The organism is Kroppenstedtia guangzhouensis (assembly GCF_014637345.1).
In the GTDB taxonomy this organism is placed as follows: domain Bacteria; phylum Bacillota; class Bacilli; order Thermoactinomycetales; family DSM-45169; genus Kroppenstedtia; species Kroppenstedtia guangzhouensis.
Genome location: NZ_BMEX01000016.1, coordinates 1 through 21,080, shown reverse-complemented (window position 1 = coordinate 21,080; position 21,080 = coordinate 1). Strand labels below are relative to the sequence as shown.

General features: G+C 52.4%; 11 protein-coding genes and 1 pseudogene. 1 reads left to right on the top strand and 11 read right to left on the bottom strand.

Going from position 1 to position 21,080, the window contains the following annotated elements; translation table 11 throughout:
- Positions 1-10 precede the first annotated feature (10 nt).
- From IEV46_RS14710 to IEV46_RS18185, 6 genes are all read right to left on the bottom strand, one after another.
- Positions 11-1,381 carry an aldehyde dehydrogenase gene (locus IEV46_RS14710; protein ID WP_188433305.1) on the bottom strand — a complete coding sequence of 457 codons (1,371 nt, stop codon included), beginning with the start codon at positions 1,379-1,381 and terminating at the stop codon, positions 11-13.
- 86 nt (positions 1,382-1,467) lie between these two features.
- Positions 1,468-2,556 (bottom strand): NAD(P)H-dependent flavin oxidoreductase, encoded by a 1,089-nt coding sequence (locus tag IEV46_RS14705; RefSeq protein ID WP_188433304.1) that lies wholly within the window; start codon positions 2,554-2,556, stop codon positions 1,468-1,470.
- 500 nt (positions 2,557-3,056) lie between these two features.
- Positions 3,057-4,877 carry a ribosomal protection-like ABC-F family protein gene (gene abc-f / locus IEV46_RS14700; RefSeq protein ID WP_188433303.1) on the bottom strand — a complete coding sequence of 607 codons (1,821 nt, stop codon included), beginning with the start codon at positions 4,875-4,877 and terminating at the stop codon, positions 3,057-3,059.
- A gap of 419 nt (positions 4,878-5,296) precedes the next feature.
- Positions 5,297-6,013: a 4'-phosphopantetheinyl transferase family protein gene (locus tag IEV46_RS14695; protein ID WP_188433302.1), complete on the bottom strand. Its 717-nt coding sequence runs from the start codon at positions 6,011-6,013 to the stop codon at positions 5,297-5,299.
- 9 nt (positions 6,014-6,022) lie between these two features.
- Positions 6,023-6,724 carry a thioesterase II family protein gene (locus IEV46_RS14690; RefSeq protein WP_229736147.1) on the bottom strand — a complete coding sequence of 234 codons (702 nt, stop codon included), beginning with the start codon at positions 6,722-6,724 and terminating at the stop codon, positions 6,023-6,025.
- A complete protein-coding gene (locus IEV46_RS18185; RefSeq protein WP_229736145.1) occupies positions 6,721-6,942 on the bottom strand; it encodes a hypothetical protein in 222 nt (73 codons plus the stop codon). The genes IEV46_RS14690 and IEV46_RS18185 overlap by 4 nt, the downstream gene beginning before the upstream one ends.
- Before the next feature lie 213 nt (positions 6,943-7,155).
- Between IEV46_RS18185 and IEV46_RS14685 the strand changes: the two genes are divergently transcribed.
- The gene (locus tag IEV46_RS14685; RefSeq protein ID WP_188433300.1) at positions 7,156-7,692 is read left to right on the top strand and encodes a chorismate pyruvate-lyase family protein; all 537 of its coding nucleotides are present in this window, start codon (positions 7,156-7,158) and stop codon (positions 7,690-7,692) included.
- Positions 7,693-7,989: 297 nt separating this feature from the next.
- Here IEV46_RS14685 and IEV46_RS14680 read toward each other — a convergent pair whose 3' ends face one another.
- From IEV46_RS14680 to IEV46_RS18700, 5 genes and pseudogenes are all read right to left on the bottom strand, one after another.
- The gene (locus IEV46_RS14680) at positions 7,990-15,108 is read right to left on the bottom strand and encodes a non-ribosomal peptide synthetase (protein ID WP_188433299.1); all 7,119 of its coding nucleotides are present in this window, start codon (positions 15,106-15,108) and stop codon (positions 7,990-7,992) included.
- Positions 15,035-15,511 carry a condensation domain-containing protein gene (locus IEV46_RS14675; RefSeq protein ID WP_188433298.1) on the bottom strand — a complete coding sequence of 159 codons (477 nt, stop codon included), beginning with the start codon at positions 15,509-15,511 and terminating at the stop codon, positions 15,035-15,037. The genes IEV46_RS14680 and IEV46_RS14675 overlap by 74 nt, the downstream gene beginning before the upstream one ends.
- A 37-nt stretch (positions 15,512-15,548) precedes the next feature.
- On the bottom strand, positions 15,549-16,334 hold the full coding sequence (locus IEV46_RS18370) for a condensation domain-containing protein (RefSeq protein ID WP_188433297.1): 786 nt from the start codon (positions 16,332-16,334) through the stop codon (positions 15,549-15,551).
- Entirely contained in the window at positions 16,247-20,458 is a 4,212-nt protein-coding gene (locus tag IEV46_RS18180) for a non-ribosomal peptide synthetase (RefSeq protein WP_444542868.1), read from the bottom strand. Before IEV46_RS18180 ends, IEV46_RS18370 begins: the two co-directional genes overlap by 88 nt.
- Before the next feature lie 94 nt (positions 20,459-20,552).
- Positions 20,553-21,080: pseudogene (locus IEV46_RS18700) on the bottom strand (AMP-binding enzyme); the annotation flags it as partial.

Here is a 21,080-nt window from a genome sequence, read left to right as displayed (position 1 = left end):
GCGGGTTGTTTTATTTCATGATCCTTCTGAGTACTCTCAATCCATTCTTGCTAGAGGGATAGCGGAAGGGAAGATCAAACTTGTCGGTCTGTTTCAGGACGCTCTTCTGGTGGGAGAAACAGTCGAAACTGTGTTTGCCGTGGTAGTTTCCAATCCCGCTGTTACCCACACCGCCAAAGGGGAGGTAGGGGGTCGCCAGGTGCATGATGGTGTCATTGATACATCCGCCACCGAAGGAGATGGAACGCAAAATCTCTTCCTGCTTTCCTCTGTCTTTGGAAAAATAGTAGAGAGCCAGCGGTTTGGGCCGCGCCGTCACCCGCTCCACCACTTGGGAGAGATCCTGGAAAGTCAACACCGGGAGAATCGGACCGAAAATTTCATCCTTCATCACTGATTCTTCCCATGTCACTCCATCCAGCAGGGTGGGAGCGATCTTCAGATGTTCCGGGTCGGTCTCTCCGCCAAGGATGGCAGTACCTTCTTGAAGATAAGCGGTGAGGCGTTGAAAGTGCCTCTCATTCACAATCCGGGTGTAATCGGGGTTTTGCAGGGGGTCTTCCCCGTAAAATTGGCGGATCGCCTTTTGAATCTGCTGGATGAGACCTTCTTTGATCTCCTCATGAACCCAGAGGTAGTCCGGAGCGACACAGGTTTGGCCTGCATTTAACCACTTCCCCCAGGCGATTCGCTTGGCGGCCAGGGACAGGTCGGCATCCTGGTCCACAATCGCCGGGCTTTTGCCTCCCAACTCCAGGGTGACCGGAGTCAAGTGTTTGGCTGCCGCTTCCATCACAATCCGGCCCACTCCAGGGCTTCCGGTGAAAAAGATCTTATCAAAGGGTTGTTTCAACAATTCGGTACTTGTATCAGCACTGCCCTCCACCACGGTCACATGATCGGGATCAAAGGTATCTGCGATCAAATCTGCCAACAGGGACGAGACATGAGGGGTCAACTCCGATGGTTTGAGAACCACACAGTTGCCCGCGGCGACCGCTCCGATCAATGGGGAGAGGGCCAACATAAACGGGTAGTTCCAGGGAGCGATGATTAAGGAAGCGCCATACGGTTCCGGGTAGATATAGCCGGAGGACCCCACATGGGTGAGAGCGGTTTTCACTTTTTGCGGCCGGGCCCAGAACTTCATGTGTTTGGTAACGAAGCTGATTTCCTGAACCAGATAACCGATTTCAGTGACAAAAGCTTCCTGCTCCGATTTATTAAGATCCTGTTTTAGCGCTGCCATGATGTCCGCTTCCCGGGATTGAATCGCTTCCCGCAACTTTTTCAGGCTTTCCCGGCGAAAATCCATCTCCCGTGTTTTCCCGCTGCGAAAAAACGCCTTCTGTTTTTGAAAAAGGGAGGGTGCATCCACCATACTGTCGGCCTCCTCCGAAAAAATTCTTTTTTTTCACTCTACCACAGTTTCAAGCCGATGACGCCCCTTTTCGCGCTGAAAAAGGCCTATTCCGGTGATCCCCTGAGGCCCGCAAATCGCCCCCAAATAGTCTTTGCCTCGGCCACAACTCGGTGGACCAGTTCCCCGGCTCCCTGCCTCCGGGAGAGACGTAGCCCCTGTCCAGCCCAAAGGCTCATCTGTTCCGGGTCCTTTCTGCGGGCGGCGGCTTGCCGAATCTCTTTCGTCAAAGCGTTTTGCACCGGATATGGCGGAATCTCCTCTTCCCGTCCCGCCAGCTGGTCAATAAACCGGTTGCGGATCCCCCGGGCCGGCTTCCCGGAAAAGGCCCGTGTCACCACCGTGTTCTCCTCAGTTCCTTCCAGGATTTGTGCCTGATGCACCTCGTGAGCCCCGCTCTCGGTACAGGTGAGAAAAGCCGTCCCCATCTGCACCCCTTCAGCCCCCAAAGCCAGGGCCGCCGCCAATCCACGCCCGTCCATGATCCCGCCGGCGGCAATGACCGGCAGCCCGATTCCATCCGCCAACTGGGGAACCAGAGCCATGGTGCCGACCATTCCCTGATCATACGCTCCGGCAAAAGTACCCCGGTGACCACCGGCTTCCGCCCCTTGGGCCGTCACCAGATCCACCCCCGCCGCTTCCAAGAGTTCTCCCTCCCGCACCGTGGTGGCCGTCCCGATCAGGATGGTACCGTTGTCCTTCAGCCGATTTAGCCACTTCCGTTCCGGGATGGCAAAGGTGAAGCTGAAGGCAGGGATCTTCTCCTCCACCAGTACCTCCATCTGCGCTTCAAAGGATGGAGCATACCGGGCCGGCTCCCGAGGTTTTAGCCCCGTCTCCCGCAGAATCGGTGTCAGCAATTCCTTCCCCCGTTGCAACTCCTCGGCTGAGGGAGACGGCTCCTGAGTGACCAACAGGTTGACGGCAAAGGGACGATCAGTCCGACTTCGGATCCCCCGGATCGCCTCCCGGATCTCCTCCGGCGACAAATAACCGGCGCCAAGCGTTCCCAATCCCCCCGCTTCGGAGACGGCCGCCACCAGCTCCGGCATGGCAGCCCCCCCTGCCATCCCGGCCTGGATCACAGGATAACGAATACCCAACATCCGGGTAAGCCGGTTTTCTCCCCACATGTGTGACTCCTCCTTTTGGTTTCCAATTGCCTCCAAATGATTGGATTGCTGAAAAATAGGAGAGTTTCATCACTTTTCTTTGGAGTCGATCAAAAATCCTGTCCTCGGCAAATCAACTTTCCGTGTTTCACACACCCGTATTTTATCACGGGTCAACCCCACTCTGCCGAAATCACCGAAGAACAAAAAGACAGCTGTGTATCGACGGACGAACTGGCAACATAGTGATTTACTGCGTTTGAAGGAGATCGATTGGTTTTTCCGCTACGTTTTGTTGTTCTGACGAACCAAAGGCACTCCGCGGACACCCCAACCCTCCCTGTGACTACTTTTTCACAACGCTTCTTGCCCTTTCACATCTCCGTCAACTTATGATTCAACCCGTGGAAAGCTGAGAATGATGAACGTATACAAAAATAAATCATTGTAATGGATATCGTGTTCCCGTCACCCGGTTAAACAAACCCAGCTTCCCTCGTGGAAGCTGGGTTTCTCCCTCCTCAGCGAAGGTCATCCAACGACTTTTTCACCTCCCGGATCTGCCGATGCAGCCTCTCCCGGTCCGCCTCTGTTTCCGGTTCCTCTGAGGCCATCAGACGGCTCAGTTCCAGTTCCAAGGTGCGGATCTTTTGATCCGTCTCCGGATCGGCCGGACGTTCCGCCTGTTCCCGAAGATGCTCCCGGTATGCCTGAAATCCCCCCGGCCAGACCTTCACGGAACCCTTTTTCAACACCACCACCCGGTTGGAGATGCGATCCAGCAGATACCGGTCATGGGAGACCAGCACCAATGTGCCGGGATAATGTTGGAGAGCTTCCTCGATCCGTTCCCTGGTGGGGATATCCAGGTGGTTGGTCGGTTCATCCAGTACCAGCAGATTGGCCTCGGAGAAATAGAGATGGACAAAGGCGACCCGACACCGCTCCCCCATGCTGAGATCGCCGATCCGTTTGTGCACATCCTCTCGTCGGAACAGGAAGGAAGCCAGCACCTTCCGTGCCTCCCCCGCCGTCATGCCGGGAAGCGAAAGAAGGCTTTCCAGAACCGTCCGCTCCGGCTCCAGGCCCTCCAGCTCTTGGGCGAAATAACCGATTCGAAGTGCGGGATGCCGGTTCACCCGCCCCTCTGTGGGCGCAAGTTCACCGATGATCAGCTTCAACAGAGTGCTCTTCCCACTGCCGTTGGGACCGATCACCGCCAGCCGGTCCCCCCTGGAAAGGGTCAGATCCATCCCCTGGAACACTGGTTGCTCTCCATAGGAAAAGCCGACCCCCTCCATTTGCATCAACCGGCGGGCCGCCAACGCCTCACCGCCGAGGTTCGCCTGGATCCGGGGAGCAACCCCGGGCCTCTCCACCTGTTTCGCTTCCAGGCGCTTCAATGCCTGCACCTTGGCTTTCAACCGAGTCTGGTGTTTGTTGGCCTTCTTTTTGTAAAAGGGGTTTCGCTCCCCGGCGGCGGCATGGGCTTGTCGGAACCAGTCACTGTAGCGACGGATCGCCTCCTCCAGCCTCTTCTTTTCCTGCTGTTGCTTCCTGTAAAGTGCCTTCTGCTCCTTCTGTTCCCGCTCCCGCTGCCTAATGAAGTCGGAGTAGCCACCTTTGAAAGCTCGAGTTCCTTCCGCTGTCAGTTCCACTGTGGTGTGGGCCACCTGATCAATCCAGGCCCGATCGTGGGAAACAATCAGACAAGCCCCCGGAAATCCGGCCAACCACTCTGTCAGCCAGTCCAGGGTTTCCCAGTCCAAGTGGTTGGTCGGCTCATCCAACAAAAGGAAGGAAGGCTGTCCCACCATCACCCGGGCCAGCCGGGCCCGGGTCTTTTGCCCCCCGCTCAGCTGACTGTAGGGAAGCTTCTGCAGATCCGGAGGGAAACCGAGGCGATGAAGTACTCTCTCCCCCTCCAACTCCCATTCATATCCACCCGACATCTGATACTCCCCTTGGATCTCGCTGTAGCGTCGGAGTATGGAATCGGATCCGCAACCAGCGGCCAACTCCCTCTCCAACCGGGCCAACTCCCGCCTTAAGTCGAAACGCTTCGGGTCGGCGGAGAGAATCCAGTCCTTTAACGACATTCCTTTCGGAACTGAAGGTTGCTGCTCCACCATCCCCCACCGGGAGACTGGCACATGGCGGTGGATTTTCCCCGCATCGGGTGTGGTTCTTCCGATCAGACAGTCCAGTAAAGTGGTTTTACCGATCCCGTTGGCACCGATGAGAGCCACCCGCTCCCCTTCCCGGACCGCGAGATCCACCTTTTCAAATATCCTTTTTCCGTCCCACTCTTTCAACAAGCCCTCCGCCTTCAATACCCACATAAAAAAACCTCCGCATTCCGTGTTTGCTGTGACCTGAACAGCACAGGCGCCGTCCCGGTTCCGCCCCGGATTGCAGAGGGTCTTGGTTTGGTAAATGGATTTGAAAACAGGGACAAAGAAAGCCTCACCGGTTTCCCTCAGGAAAAACCACTCGGCTCCATCGTCCAACCACCGATGTTAATCGGAGTCCCGGAAAAAGGGCACACCTGTCCCGACCGTTCCGCCCCAGGGCAGAGAATGACGCCGTATCCGATTGGTTACGTCTTAACGGTCGAAACGCATCGCGGTCTTTTGGATACCTCCGGTTCTTTGGAATACCTCCAGTATACATCCTTTTAAAGCATTTGCAAACCACTCCACCATCCCCGAAAGATTTCGGGGATGGTGGAAAACCGTTGAAAATCAAGGGACAGGCTGGGTTATCCACGCTCCAACCCGTACAATTGTTCAACCGTCAGCCGATGAAAAGAGCAGCTGAGCCCATGTGACTCCACAGACTTGTGACGGGTGAGCACCACGGAACAAAGAGCATCAGACTCGGGCAGAGACAGCCGGGAGATAAAATACTTGTACCGGTGATCTGTTACTTCCCCCCAGGTCCTGGGCACTGTAAAGGTCTTTGGCGGCAGTGAAAAGCCCAGACCCTCCGCTTTCATAACGGCTTCCTTTCGTGTCCAAAGGAGAAAAAAGGCCCTCTCTTTCATGTTCGGGGTGGGTTGGGATTGAATCCAGTCAATCTCTTCCGGCAGAAAAACCTGGTCCATCACTTCATAAGGTGCTCTTTTGATCCGCTCCATGTCGATCCCGACTCCATCCCAAGAGGACAAAACACAGGCGATCAGGCGATCGGTATGGGTGAGATTAAAAAACAATTCCGGTTGCCGTTCTGTTTGCAGAAAAAGCTTGCCGTAATCATTCCGGACAAAGCGGATCTCTTCAGATGGAAGTCTCAACTTGTGACCCAACAGTTTTTTCAACAGGACTCTTCCTGTGAGAAACTCAATTTTTTTGAAATCGACGCGGTATCGATCATAGGTTTGTTGTTCCTCCGGATCAAGAAATGAGCGATATTCGGTGAGAAGATCAGGGGAAACCCAGTCAGGTACGGCCACCCAATACGTTTCCAGATGGCTCATCCGTATCACCTATGCTTTCTTTGATGACCATGCATAAAAATTACTGCTTTGGTCCTTGGATTGATCGATGGACCGTTCCCCGGATTTTATCAATCTTTGCAAGCTATTAAGTACCATCTCTTCATTTTGATGAATAAAAAAATGATCGCCGGGAAATATCTCTATCTCAAACGAACCAGACGTGTGTATATCCCACTTCTCCAAATTTTCCCTCGAGACCAGAGGATCACTCTCCCCACCAAATATGGTGATGGGACAAGGCAGACTCTCTCTTTCTGTATACAAATAAGTTTCACACAAAGTGACATCTGCCCTTAGAACAGGGAGGATGATATCAACCATCTCCTGATTCGACCAAATTTCATCAGGTATTCCATTCCACGACCGAATATGTTCAATAAATTCGTCATCCGGGCATTGCCAGATATCCGGAAGATCCCGAGGAAGTTGTGGAGCATTATGACCGGACAGAACCAGGTGATTCGGTGTGATCCCATGTTTTCTCAACAGAGAGTGGGTCAATTCAAAGCTAACCAAAGCCCCCATGCTGTGACCAAAAAATATAAATGGTCGATCCAAACTGGGCAAAATGGCTTCAGTAAGTTCCTCAATCAAAGGATCCAATGAAGTGAACGCCTGTTCATGAATCCTGGACCCCCTGCCCGGATACTGAATAACACAGAAATCGACCACTGAGGACAAGCGTTTCATCCAATCTCCAAAAGAGGAAATTCCCCCACCTGCATAGGGAAAGCAAAACAGTTGTAATTTGGAATGGGGATTGGGTTTTGGATTCCATATCCATCGATTTGTAAAATTACCCATATTATCACCGCCGATATTGGATTTACCCATGGTTTACATAAGACAATAAAAAGAGATTGATTTGGTTCATTCATGGTATCCCATATTACTTCTTCCGCAGACATTTCTGTCTTTCCTCCTCGAAATCGTTCCAATTCAGAAATTCCGCCAATTTTTCTATCCCCCCGGATCATGGCAAGACGCTTCGGTAAGATCTGCCCGGACCCAACATTGACGATCCATTTCGCCTGATTTATATTGCGAAATTTTGTGTCAAATCGGCTTAGTTTTCATTATAATGGATTTGTACGCAAGTTTAACATAAAAGAGGTGGCGAAATGTCACAAGCACCCATCAGAGGAGAACGCTTGGCTCAAGGGATGATTCAGGATCTTCTACTATATTCAGATGGTACGACGACACGCATGATTGAAATTCTCGTACACCAACAGGTTGAAATCCATGTTTTTCGACACTCACTTCTCTCTTTCTCCGAACTTCCGGATCATGTTCCTTTTACCAGCGAAGGCCCCTTCCTTAAACGCCTGTCCAGTTTGATGTTAAACGGTCGTTATTTATCCTACAATGTGGTCTATGCAGACATGAGCTGTATGCCTGATTACATAGCAAATGAATTGAGAGCCAAGCGTTTTCCGATCGGGAAGATTATCCATGAGTACGATACCCGCAGGGAATTTGTTGAATTAACAACCGTCACCAGTGAAGAAATGGATGATTTCCACGAAATCGTTCCCCTCTCCTCCACAATGTACCCTAAGAAAGGCTATCACATATTACATCAGGGAAAACCGCTCTTTCACGTGATTGAGTATTTTGATTTACCCAATTTAATGCATTTCCATCTCAGAGATTGAAACAGGGTCAGGGCTGTTGGTTATCCATATTTCAGCAAGTGGAAGAATCAGGATGATGGAACTTTGACTCTTCTTTACACTCAGGGAAGCACAAGTTTCGCCGGAATCACTTGGTTCCCGGCCTCACCATACGATGCACTTTTAGCAAGAGATCATGCCCTCCCACCATCCTTATCCTCACCAGCACGATTGGCGCAGCAAACACAACACCCGTTTCCCATATCAACATACCTGGAATCCGACCACTCTCCCCCATCGGGGCCAAAAAACCGGACCCATGAAAGGTCCGGTTTTAGTTTATGTCAAATCGATTGACAATTCATGGCGGAAAACTGCAGAACGGTTCATCCATTTGGCAAGATCTGAAATCACCTCTTTCGGAATATGACCCGGATGCAAGTACTCCTCAATGGAAGGCGAACCCTCTCCCTCAACATAAGCATGATTGAGACGTGGATAGTAACGGTACCGGACCCAGTCCTTGTCTCCCATCAATTCTTTCCACATTTCAAAGTCTCTGAAGTCCACATTCAGATCCCGTCCCCCTTGCATAATCAGCAAAGGAATCCGGAGTCCTTCCATGAACTGGACGGGTTTGTATCCTTTGAGACTTCTCCACCATTTCAATCCGGGGGCCAGCCTGAATTCTTCTTTTTTCAAGCGGGGATTTTCCAGCTGATCCAGTTCACTCCGAATCTGTGCCATCTCTTCATCTCCAACTCCGGGCAACGCTTTGCGATATAACATTTCCACTCCATCCAGACAGGGATCCGGAGCAGACAACAAAACAGCCCCCGCCACCCGTTGTTTTCCTGCGCATTGCACAATTTCCGGGATCATCCACCCTCCCCGGCAATGGCCTACAAGGAAAATGGAATTCCCATCCACTTTCCCATGTTGATGCAACAAATCCAATGCTTCCAATGCATCCGGCACAAATTCATCTTGGATCGTGTAATCTGTTCCGAAGATTGCCTTCTTAGTCCTCTTTTCATACCGGATTACCACAAAACCCTCCGCAGCCAGTCCCACAGCCAGATCACGAAATGGTTTTTGGGCAAAGAGACTGGCATCCCGGTCTTGTTCCCCATCCCCGGGGACCAGGATCACAGCAGGAAACGGACCCGCTCCCTTTGGATATGTCAACGTAGCCGGCACCTGAATTCCACCGGAACCCATCCAAAGTGTTTCTTCCTCGAATTTTTCCGGGTCCGCATAAGGCGGTAATCGATCCTGTTGGGGCAGTGAAGTCAGTCTTCCCTGCAACTTCTCCAGATCAAATACCGGGGTGACGGTATCATCCGACTGTTTTCGTCCGCGTATCCGTTGCGCCATCTCTCTGATCCTTGGATACATATAGACATCCTGGAGGGTCAAATGCAACCCAAATTTCCTGTTCAAATGGAGCGCAAGCTCCAGACCCTTGAGAGAATGCCCCCCACACTCAAAAAAGTGGGCATCCGGACCCAAATTCCCTTGACCGAGAACTTCCTCGTATATTGTTGCCACTTCCCTCTCCCATCCTTGGAGTGGGGACTTTTCCACACCTTCCTCCCATCTGGGGTTCGGCAACGCTTGTTTCAACAGTTTTCCGTTGGGCGATATGGGCAAGGACTCCATTTGTCGAAAAAAAGACGGAATCATGTAGTCCGGCAAGCGTCCCTTGAGAAATTGCCGCCATTGCTCTGTATCTGCTTTCCCCTCCCCAAGGGGCACCACATAGGCAGCCAAGTAACATTCTTCTCCATCCTTCCAAGGCACCACAACTGCTTGTTTTACTGACGGGTGTTCCTGCAAATGATACCTGATTTCCTCCGGCTCAACACGGTGACCGCGTATTTTTACCTGTTCATCCATTCTGCCCAGATATTCGATGTTTCCATCGGCCAACCATCTTGCCCGATCACCGGTCCGATACATTTTACCGGGGCCAAAGGGATTATCCACAAACTTTTCCCTGGTCAGCTCAAACCGCCCCAAGTATCCCCGGGCCAAACCCTCCCCGCCGATGCATAATTCTCCGGGAACACCCGTCGGTTGCAGTTGACCGAAACGATTCAGAATATAGACCCATTTATTCGCCACCGGAGTGCCGATCCGAATTCTCTCTCCCGGTCTCACAGGTCCCATCGTCGTACAAACCGTTGCCTCTGTCGGGCCATAAGCATTGATCAGCCGTCTGTTTCGACCCCACCGTTCTGCAACATCGGGGGATAATGCTTCACCGGCAGAGATCAGTGTGCGAAGAGAGGGTAATGACCGTTGCGGCAAGATCTGTAACAGGGACGGAGGCAACGTCACCGTCTCAATCCCAAGAGCCTCCAGTTCATCAAGAAACCCTTCCGGATCCGTTAACATGCCGGAGGTGCGAAGATACAATGTTCCACCGTTTAAAAGAGTGTGAAAAACCTCCTCTACCGCTGCATCAAAGCTGGGGGAAGCAAACTGCAACACTCTGGTCCCTCTCTGGATTCCATACGCCTCTGCCATGACATGCAGATTGCACACACCCCGGTGAGTGATCATCACACCTTTCGGCTCTCCTGTTGATCCGGATGTATAGATTACATAAGCCAGATCATCCGGATGATTCACCCTTTCCGGGTTAGTTGCCGGTGTTGCCGTCGATTCCTCAGTCGTCAAGATCCATTCCCCGTCATAATCCGGGGGCACATGTTCCACCCGATCCACAATCAGATGTCGGATTCCACTGTCTCGCAACATATACCGAACACGTTCACTCGGGTAATCCGGATCAATTGGGACGTATGCACCACCGGATTTGAGAATCCCCAACATTCCGATGATCAACTCCGGTGAACGCCCTGTCAACAAGCCAACCAAATCGTTCCGACCAACCCCCCGTCCCCGCAGAGTGTGAGCCAACCGATTGGAGCGCTCGTTCAATTCCCGATATGTCAGTCGCTGTTTGGAAAACACCACTGCAGGTTGTTCCGGTGTCTGCTGCACTTGTTCTTCGAAAAGCTGGTGTATCGTGTGCTGATCCGGGTATGGTTGAGCCGTGTTGTTAAATTGATGGAGAATCTCTTCCTTTTCTTCTTCTGTGATCAATTCCACTGTCTCCAACAGACCATCCGGCTCCGAAACCACCTGTTTCAATATATGGAGATAACGGTTGATCATCCGGTGTATGGTTTCTCTCTGAAACAACTCCGTACTGTATTCCACGGAAAGTTGAAATCCGTCGGTTTCCACTATGGACCATGTCATATCAAATTTAGAGTGATTCCAGCTCCATGGGTGAGCGGAAATCGACAGACCGGAGACCTCAATTGAATCCATCTCCATATTTTGCAGCATAAACATGGTGTCAAACAGAGGATGCCGACGGGTGGACCGGGACAAACCCAGTCGTTCCACCAACTGATCAAATGGATAATCTCCATTTTCATACGCATCCAGCAAATGCTCCCGGACATTCCGTACCAATGAACGGAACGATTCCCCTTTATCAATCCGTGTCCGAAGTGCCAATGTATTGACAAACATACCCACAGTCTGTTCCAAATCAGAATAGGGGCGACCGTCCACCGGCATCCCCACAACCACCTCTTCAGCATCTGTCATCTTGTGCAGGAAAAGTTTGTACGCAGCCAACAACAACATATATTGGGTGACATTCATCTCCTGCGCCATGTGACGGACACTCTCGGACAGCTTCGGCGGGATGGCGACTTCCAACATTTCCCCCACAGTCCTTCGGGATGATCTTCGGGGGTAATCAGTTGGAATTTCCACAGCGGGACCCGTTTGTTGATGAAGGTTGATCCAATATTCTTCCTGGGTTTCCATCCGTCTTTTCCAGGTGTCCGTTTGCTGAAAGAGAGCAAAGTCCCCATACTGAAGTTTTGGAGATTCCGGAATCTCATCCCGGTAAAAGGCAAACAGCTCAGTCAACAACAGATTGACAGAGACTCCGTCTGCGGCAATATGATGCACATCAGTCATCAACAAATGATCCTCACGGTCAATACGGACTAACCGGGCACGGAATAGCGGTGCCTCATCCAAACGAAAAGGGCGAATAAACTTCTCTATTATACCGGGAATTTCAGATTCAGCCGCTTGTTGCTTCTCCATCCGCCACTGGATTCCCTCATGTACCTGTTGCACCAACTCACCTTCAGCCAGGTGAAAAGATGTACGAAGTATTTCATGACGTTGCAGCAGAAACTGAAACGATTGCTCCAACTTGGACCGATTCAGGTTTCCGCGGATTCTAAAGACCAGGGGAATATTGTAGTGGGTTGCGTCGGGATTCCCCATTTGCTGCATGATGTACATGCGCTTTTGAGCGGAGGATGCAGGAATCGGTCCGGAACGATCCGACCGGCTGAACCCGTGCAACTGATTTTCCTCTCGATCTTTCCTGCAGGAAATGCGCCGAGCCAATTGAGACACTGTCGGATACTGGAATACATCACGGATTGAAATTTCCGTCCCCGTCGCTTTGTTTATTTTCGCAACCAGTCGAGCCGCTTTGAGGGAATGACCACCGATATGGAAAAAATGATCCTCCGCACCAATCGACTCTACTCCTAGAACCTCTTCCATGATGCGGGCCACCAATTTTTCCGTGGCTCCAACAGGCTCACGGGAAGATGGGAGTACTGGATCCGGTTCCGGAAGACGTCGCTTGTCCACTTTTCCGTTGGGAGTCAGAGGGAGTCGATCCAACCTCATGATCCGGGAAGGTATCATGTAATCGGGCAACCGATCCACAAGCTGGCTAAATATCAACTCCGTCTGCACATTTTTCCCGGTCACATAAGCAATAAGCTCAGCATCGCTTTCGTCTGTTCGTATGACGACGGCCTCATCCACCTCCGGAAGCTCCAAAATCCGCTTTTCCACCTCAGCCGGTTCAACCCGAAAACCACGGATTTGTACTTGATCATCCACCCGACCGATATATTCCAAATCTCCATTTGGCAACCACCGAGCCAGATCCCCAGTTTTGTACATCCGTTCTCCTTCAATAAACGGATCCACTAGAAACTGCTCCGCTGTAAGGTCCGCCATCTGATGGTAACCTTTGGCCACCCCAGCGCCGGAGATATACAACTCTCCAGGTATTCCGACCGGTTGGATTTGACCATCGCTGTTCATGACATAAATTCGCGTGTTGTCGATGGGACGTCCAATCGACACAACCGGATCCTTCGCAGTCACTCTCCCACTTGAGGCAACCACGGAACACTCTGTCGGGCCATAATTGTTAACCACCGTATAGGGAACGGGTGGAACTTTGCGAAGCTGATCTCCCCCTGTCAATAATAAACGGAGTGATCGGTTCGTCTCCTCCATGAATGCCTCAGCCAATTGAGTCGGCATAAAGGCGACTGTGATCCCTTGTTCTTCCAGGTTTCGATTCAGTTGGACCGGATCCATCCGCACCTGGTCATCGATCAGATGAAGTTGAGCCCCGGCGATCAGGCAAGGAAAAACCTCCCACACGGAAGCATCGAATCCAACCCCTGCCAGTTTGCTCATCCTGTCTTCCTTGTTAATACCGAAAGTACGGAGGTGCCAAGAACATAAATTCTCCAATCCCCTGTGCTCCACGACCACTCCTTTGGGTTTTCCGGTGGATCCGGAAGTGTAGATCACATAGGCCACATCTTCCGGTTCAATCCGGTTCATCGGATTTTCCTTCGGCTCATCAAGATATTGTGGGTCGGACACTACCATTTCCCGAAGAGTTCCCGACGGAGCGGATCCGGGTTCGGACACCAACACCACCTGTGCTCCACTGTCCGTCAGCATATACTGGCTACGCTCCTTCGGATAAGCGGGATCAATTGGAACAAATGCTGCACCGGCTTTCAGTACAGCCAAGGCCCCCACCACGTAATCACAAGACTGTTTCATATACAACGCCGCTCTCACACCTGGACCCACACCCTCCCGCTGCAAGGCATGAGCCAGCCGATTGGCAGTTTCGTTAAGCTCCCGGTAGGTCATGCTTCGATCCGCCGTGATCAATGCTTTCTTTTCAGGAATGCGTCCCGCCTGCCGCTCAAACAGCTCTATAATTCTTTGTCCCGGGGGTTCCACTGATTCCCCCTCCACCCACTTCCAAACTTGTGCTTTTTCTGATGGAGTTATCAACTCCAGCTGTGAAATGGACAGATCCGGATCGGATACAATCTGCTCCAGGAGATGGAGGTACTGGTCCAACATTCGTTTGACAGTGTCACGCCGAAACAAGTCGGTACTGTATTCCACTGTCAACTGCAACGTCTCTCCTTCCACTGCAGCCCAGGTCATATCAAACTTGGTGTTGGTGCTTTCCTGTTCCCAGGTCAGGAGAGAGAGATCCGGCAGCACCGGGTTCATCGTATCCATATTTTGCATCGCAAACATGGTGTCAAACAAAGGATGCCTGCTCAGATCCCGTTCCAGATTCAGATCGTTCACCAGTTCTTCAAAGGGATAATCACTGTATTTTTGGGCTTGTAACAAACTGTCAGCCACTTGATGAAAAAACTGACGAAACGGCTGATCCTTATGAATCTTGGCCCGGATCGCCAAGGTGTTTACAAACATACCGATGACCCGTTCCAAATCCGGATGACTGCGCCCGGAAACCGGGGTGCCGACGATCAGATCACTTTGACCACTGGATTTGTGAAGAAAGACCATATAGACTGCCATCAGAATACTGAAGGGTGTAACCTTTTCTTCCTTGGACAACCGCTGTAAATCTTCCAACAGGTCAGGATCAGACTCAATGGAAATGGATCCACCCACAAATGATTGAACAGGGGGGCGTAAGTAATCGGTGGGAAATTCCAACACCTGAAGTTCGCCTTCCATCTGATTCAACCAATACTGTTTGCTTTTTTCGAGGCGGGACTGTTGCTCATCCGTTTGTTGCCATACAGCATAATCTTTGTACTGAATCGGTGGGAGCGGGTTTTCCTTTCCCTGGTATTCAGCAAATAAATCCGCTGTAAGAAGATTGATTGAAACCCCATCGGAGATGATATGGTGCAAATCCACACATAAAACATGCTTTTCGGGCTCTCTTTGGATCAGAACCGCCCGGATCAACGGGGCTTCGGCAAGGTCAAAGGGACGGATGAACTGCTGCAACTTCCGGTCGACTTCTTCCCTGCTTTTCACCTTCACCCGTTCCATACTCCAGTCTACGGATGGATGAACCCGCTGTACGGGATCCTCTTCATCCATATGGAAGGACGTGCGGAGGGATTCGTGCCGATCAATCAACCGGCGAAAAGCCGCTTCCAGGCGATCAGCATCCAACTCTCCGATCACTTCCAATATTACCGGAATGTTGTAAACGGTTCCTTCTGCTTCACCGGCTAATTGCTGAGCAATATACATCCGGCGCTGGGCGGCAGAGACAGGGTAGTGCTCCCGTTCGCCCACCGGCTGANAATTGGACCAATGTCAGTCGAAAGAGCAAGTCCCGGGAGAGGTCAAATCCTCTCTCCCGGTCTTCTCTCTTGATTTCTTCCAGTCGCTGTTCCTGTTCCTCGGGGGGAAAAGATTGCAGATCCACATAGTGAACCCGCCCCGTCCTTTCTTTCATAACCACCTGCACCGGTTGCCGCATTTTCTGGTGAAGAAACAGTGTACGCAACACTTCATGCCTTTGAATCAAGCCATTTAAACTCTGTTCCAACAAACTGCAATCGAGCACACCCTCAACCTTAAAATCCAGTTGTTCAAAGTAGAGGGATCGATCCCCCTCACGGAGATCGTGGTACAACATCCCCTTCTGCATGGGGGAAAGCGGATAAATATCTTTTACCTGCTCGGGATCAAACATGACCAAACAACCCCCCTCGAAGTTCAAACGAGTACAATTAAAGATTTTTCAATGTGGAGAATACGTCTTCCAAATCTTCCATTGTCATATTTTTCATGCTGAAATCGCTGGGTGTCCGTTCTGATGTATCCTTTTTTAGACAGTGCTCTGTCAGCCGAAGGAGATGTTGAAGGAACTTTTCCATCCATCGTTTGATCGTTTCGGCTTCCCAATAACAGGAATAGTCCACCAAAAAGTGCAACCGCCCATTCCGAATCACTCCGGTGATTTCAATATCGTGTGCGCGGCGGTTGCGTAAAGAAACCGGAGTTCCCGTGGGCAGACTGGATGCATCGGCACCTGTCTGATCAAATTGTCCCAGGTAGTTGAAGCTGATCCCGGGTTGGAGTTTCCCTCTCTTCCCCTGCAGATACCGCCGGACTCCATACCCCACCCCTTTATGGGGCACCCGGCGCAAAGTCTCCTTCACTTCCTTGATCACTGTCCCCGGATTTTCCGTCCGGACCGGCAGCACCACCGGATAGATCGACGTGAACCAGCCCACTGTCCGGGTCAGGTCCACCTCCGGCAGAATCTCCTCCCGACCGTGCCCTTCCAGATGGATCGCCACCTGATCCGCTCCGCTCCATTCCCGGATCGCTAGGGACAACGCCGCCAACAACAGATCATTGATCTCCGTCCGGTAGGCTTGGTGCGCCTCAGTGAGCAATTGGGAGGTCGTCGCCTCATCCAGTGTCACCACTTCGGTCCGACTGTTGCCGAACCGGTGCACCTCCCGGCTTTCCCTGTCTCGGGGCAGAGACGGGATCTCCTGCTGTTCCACNAGGTCGTCACCTCATCCAGTGTCACCACTTCGGTCCGACTGTTGCCGAACCGGTGCACCTCCCGGCTTTCCCTGTCTCGGGGCATAGACGGGATCTCCTGCTGTTCCACTTCCTGCCAGTATACTTCTTCCTTCGCCGCCTCCCGACTCTCCCCGTACCGGATCAGTCCCTCGGCCCACTCCCGGTAGGAGCTTGTCTTCTCCGGAAGAACTCCGCCCCCGTACAGCGTCTCCAAATCCTCCAACAGAATCCGCCAGGATACCCCGTCCACCACCAGGTGATGGATCACGATCAACAGATGATCCCCCTCATCGGTGGCAAACAGGCCCAATCGCACCAGCGGGCCTTTTTCCAAATCCAGGCCCGCCTGCAACCCCTCGGCGGTTTCCTCGATTCGTCCTGCCGGATCGACCTCTCCCCGCACATCGACACAATCCAGGGTGAAAAAGGGACCTTCCTCCAACCCCCGGCACCGTTGACGCACTCTTTCCCCTTCCAGCTCATAGATCATCCGCAGGGCATCGTGATGTTCCACCAGCCGTTCAAAGGCCGCCTCGACCCGGGACGGATCCCAACCTTCCGCCCGGTAGAGCATCATGGACTGGTTGTAGTGGTGCGGCGCCTCGAGCGGTTGCTCAAAAAACCAGTGCTGAATCGGGGTGAGCGGGACTTCCCCTTCCATTGGACCCTGCTCCCGCTTCACTTCCAGCCGCCGGGTCAGCGGGGCCAGCTCGGCGATCGTCGGATGACGGAACAAGTCTTTCATCTCAAACCGTAACTGTTGTTCATGCAGTCGGGCGGCGATTTGGATCGCCTTGATCGAATCGCCCCCCAGTTCAAAAAAGTTGTCCCGGATTCCGACCTTTTCGATCCTGAGAATATCCTGCCAGATGTCGGCCAGCAATTGCTCCATTTCATTTCTGGGAGGAATGTAATTGGCCGTCCCTGTTTCCGGTACAGGGGGTTCCGGCAAAGCATGTTTATCCACTTTTCCGTTCGGATTCAACGGCAAATCCATCAATTCCATAAACCTGGACGGAAGCATGTATTCAGGTAGCTCCCGGGCCAAAAAAACTCTTAACTCTTCCGAAGTCCACTGGCTATCAGATGTAAAGTAGGCCGCCAAATAAGCCATTCCTTCATCGTCTTGGCGTGAGACCACAACTGCTTCCCGGACCGCAGGGTGCTGTAACAGACGCGCCTCAATCTCTCCCAGTTCGATGCGGTGGCCCCGAATTTTGACCTGATCATCCATCCGCCCCTTATATTCCAATGACCCGTCAGGCAACCACCGGACCAAATCCCCGCTCCGGTACAGACGCTCTCCGGGAGCAAACGGTGCAGTGACAAACCGCTCACGTGTCAGTTCGGGACGATTGAGATAACCGCGGGCCACCCCGATTCCCCCGATCCACAATTCCCCCGGAACCCCCACTGGCTGCAATTGTCCATTTTCGTTCACTACATAAACCTTTTTGTTTGGAATCGGTTTACCAATGATTGACTTGTCCATTTGCGGTTCACAAATATGCACTGTGGCATCCACAACGGTTTCTGTAGGTCCATAGGCATTGATAAAGGTCCGCTCCCGCCCCCACGTCCCGATCAGATCCAGCGGAAGAGATTCTCCACTGGGACTGATCGTATGGAGATCGGGCAAATCCTCCAGTGGAAGTGTTTTTAATACAGAGGGCGGAATAAAAGGAATGGTTTCAATCCGATTGGATCTCAGCCAATCAACAAATTCTCGTCCCGAAGACAATTGTTCCCGTGTGGAAAGGTAAAGCGTCGCGCCACTCAGTAAAGTGTGGAAGATGTCCCCGACGGACGCATCAAAGCTGTAAGAGGCAAGTTGCAGAACCCTTGTCCCCTCCCGGATTCCGTATGTATCTGCCATCAAATACAGATTACATACACTCCTGTGGTCGACCATCACACCCTTCGGCTTGCCGGTTGATCCCGAAGTGTATATCACGTATGCGAGATCATCCGGATCATTCACCCATACCGGATTTGTTTTGGGAACGGAGCCACTCTCTGCAGGCAAGGATAGCCATACCCCGTCATATCCCGTCGGCACATCGTCTTCTCGATTGACAACCAAGTGTTGCACTCCGCTGTCTTCCAGCATATAGCGCTTACGTTCCCCCGGATATCCAGGATCGATCGGAACGTATGCTCCCCCGGATTTCAAAACTCCCAGGATCCCGACAATCATCTCCGGCGACCGGTCCAACAGCAAACCCACCAAGTCTCCGCGCCGTACACCCTGATCCCGCAGGGTGTGGGCCAGTCGATTGGCCTGCTCATTCAACTCTTCATAGGTCAACCGCCGGTTCTCAAATATCACTGCAGGCAGTTTCGGTGTTTTCTCCACCTGTTCTTCAAACAATTGGTGTAACAAATGGCAGTCCGGATAGGGAGTGGATGTGTCGTTGAAACGGTTCAAAATCTCTTCCTTTTCCTGTTTTGTCGTCAATTCGATCATATCCAGCCGCCGATCCGGATCTGTTGTCACTTGTTCCAATACATGAAGGAAGTGCCCGATCATCCGTTCAATTGTCCGTTCTTGAAACAGATCAGTGCTGTACTCCACGCCCCCCATTAAAGATCCGTCCTCCAACTCCGCCAGATCCCAATTCAGATCATACTTGGCATTGGGATAATTCCATTCAAAACGGCGGAAGAGCAGACCGGGAATTTCCTCTTCGGATATGGAAAAATTCTGCAGGTTCAACATGGTGTCAAAGAGAGGGTGACGACTGAGATCCCGCTCCAGTTCCAGATTTTCCACCAACCGGTGAAAAGAGTAATCGGCATGTTCATACGCACCCAACACCCGCTCCTTAACCTTGCGCAAAAATTCCCGGAACGTCAGATGTTTCAAAGGATAGTTGCGAAGAGGCAAAATATTGATGAACACACCGACTGTCTCTTCCAAATCCGCATGGGGCCTGCCGGCAACAGGAGTTCCAACAACAATATCTTCCTGTGCGGTATAACGGAACAGCAACACATTATAAGCTGCCAACAGTGTCATAAACAACGTACTTTGTTCCTCTTGTCCCAGTTCATAAACCTGTTTCATCAAATTCGCCGGGACCGTAAAAGGGAGGGTCCTTCCTTTATGACTTTGAATGGGCGGGCGAGAGAAGTCTGTTGGCAGCTCCAATACCGGTACTCCGTCACTGAACTGCTTTTTCCAGTAATGGGCACCCTGCTGATCGATTTCCGAAGGCCGTTCCTTTTCCCAACAGGCAAAGTCCTTGTACTGAATCTTCACCGGCAGCAATTCTTCCCCTTTATAAAGCAAAATCACATCCCGAAGTATCACATCGGTGGAAACCCCATCGGAGATAATATGGTGAAGATCTACGTACAGGACATGCTTTTTGGACTCTCTTTGGATCAGAACCACCCGGATCAACGGGGCTTCGGCAAGGTCAAAGGGACGGATGAACTGCTGCAACTTCCGGTCGACTTCTTCCCTGCTTTTCGCCTTCACCCGTTCCATGCTCCAATCCACGGATGGATGAACCCGCTGTACAAGTTCTCCATCTTCTTGGTGAAAGGATGTACGGAGGGATTCGTGCCGATCAATCAACCGGCGAAAAACCGCTTCCAGGCGATCAGCATCCAACTCTCCGATCATTTCGATCACCAGCGGTACATTGTAGCTGACCCCTTGCTCCCCTTCCAATTGCTGAGCGATATACATCCGGCGCTGGGCGGCAGAGACGGGGTAGTGCTCCCGTTCGCCCACCGGCCGGATCTCGGAAGCGACCCGCTGCTCCTGATCGTCCATCCACGCCGCCATCTCCCGGATCGTCGGCCGGGCAAACACTTCGGACAACGGCACTTCCTTCCCCAGTTCCTTATGGATCCGGGCGGTCAACACCATCGCCTTGAGGGAATGGCCTCCCACTTCAAAGAAGTGCTCGTTCACCCCGGTTTCCCGCCCCAACACTTCTGCCCAGATCCTCGCCAACGCCCGTTCTGTCTCCGTCGCCGGGGAGCTTTGCTCCTCCGACCGGGTCGCCGGTTCCGGCAACGCCCGTTTGTCCACTTTTCCGTTCGGGGTGAGGGGCAGCGCCTCCAAAAAGATGAAGGAGGAGGGCACCATGTACTCCGGAAGGGTTTCGCTCAGATGACGCCGCAGGTCGGCATCCGCCACAGATTGTCCCGTCAGATACGCNGAAGTGCTCGTTCACCCCGGTTTCCCGCCCCAACACTTCTGCCCAGATCCTCGCCAACGCCCGTTCTGTCTCCGTCGCCGGGGAGCTTTGCTCCTCCGACCGGGTCACCGGTTCCGGCAACGCCCTTTTGTCCACTTTTCCGTTCGGGGTGAGGGGCAGCGCCTCCAAAAAGGTGAAGGAGGAGGGCACCATGTACTCCGGAAGGGTTTCGCTCAGATGACGCCGCAGGTCGGCATCCGCCACAGATTGTCCCGTCAGATACGCCGCCAGGAAGGAGTGACCCGCTTCATCCCGACGGGCCACCAGCACCGCCTCCTCCACTGAGGGGTGTTCCAACAGACGCGACTCGATCTCTCCCAGTTCGATGCGGTGACCCCGGATCTTCACCTGTTCGTCGATCCGTCCCAGGTACTCCAGCTCTCCCTCCGGCGACCACCGGACCAGATCCCCGCTCCGGTACAGACGCTCTCCCGGCACCAAGGGATTCTCCACAAACCGCTCCGCTGTCAATTCCGGGCGGTTCAGGTAGCCCCGGGCCACTCCGTCGCC

Coding starts and splice junctions, on each gene's coding strand:
- IEV46_RS14710 (WP_188433305.1), bottom strand. CDS start 1,381: ATGGTGGATGCACCCTCCCTTTTTCAAAAACAGAAGGCGTTTTTTCGC.
- IEV46_RS14695 (WP_188433302.1), bottom strand. CDS start 6,013: ATGAGCCATCTGGAAACGTATTGGGTGGCCGTACCTGACTGGGTTTCC.
- IEV46_RS18185 (WP_229736145.1), bottom strand. CDS start 6,942: ATGTCTGCGGAAGAAGTAATATGGGATACCATGAATGAACCAAATCAA.
- IEV46_RS14690 (WP_229736147.1), bottom strand. CDS start 6,724: ATGAAACGCTTGTCCTCAGTGGTCGATTTCTGTGTTATTCAGTATCCG.
- abc-f (WP_188433303.1), bottom strand. CDS start 4,877: ATGTGGGTATTGAAGGCGGAGGGCTTGTTGAAAGAGTGGGACGGAAAA.
- IEV46_RS14685 (WP_188433300.1), top strand. CDS start 7,156: ATGTCACAAGCACCCATCAGAGGAGAACGCTTGGCTCAAGGGATGATT.
- IEV46_RS14705 (WP_188433304.1), bottom strand. CDS start 2,556: ATGTGGGGAGAAAACCGGCTTACCCGGATGTTGGGTATTCGTTATCCT.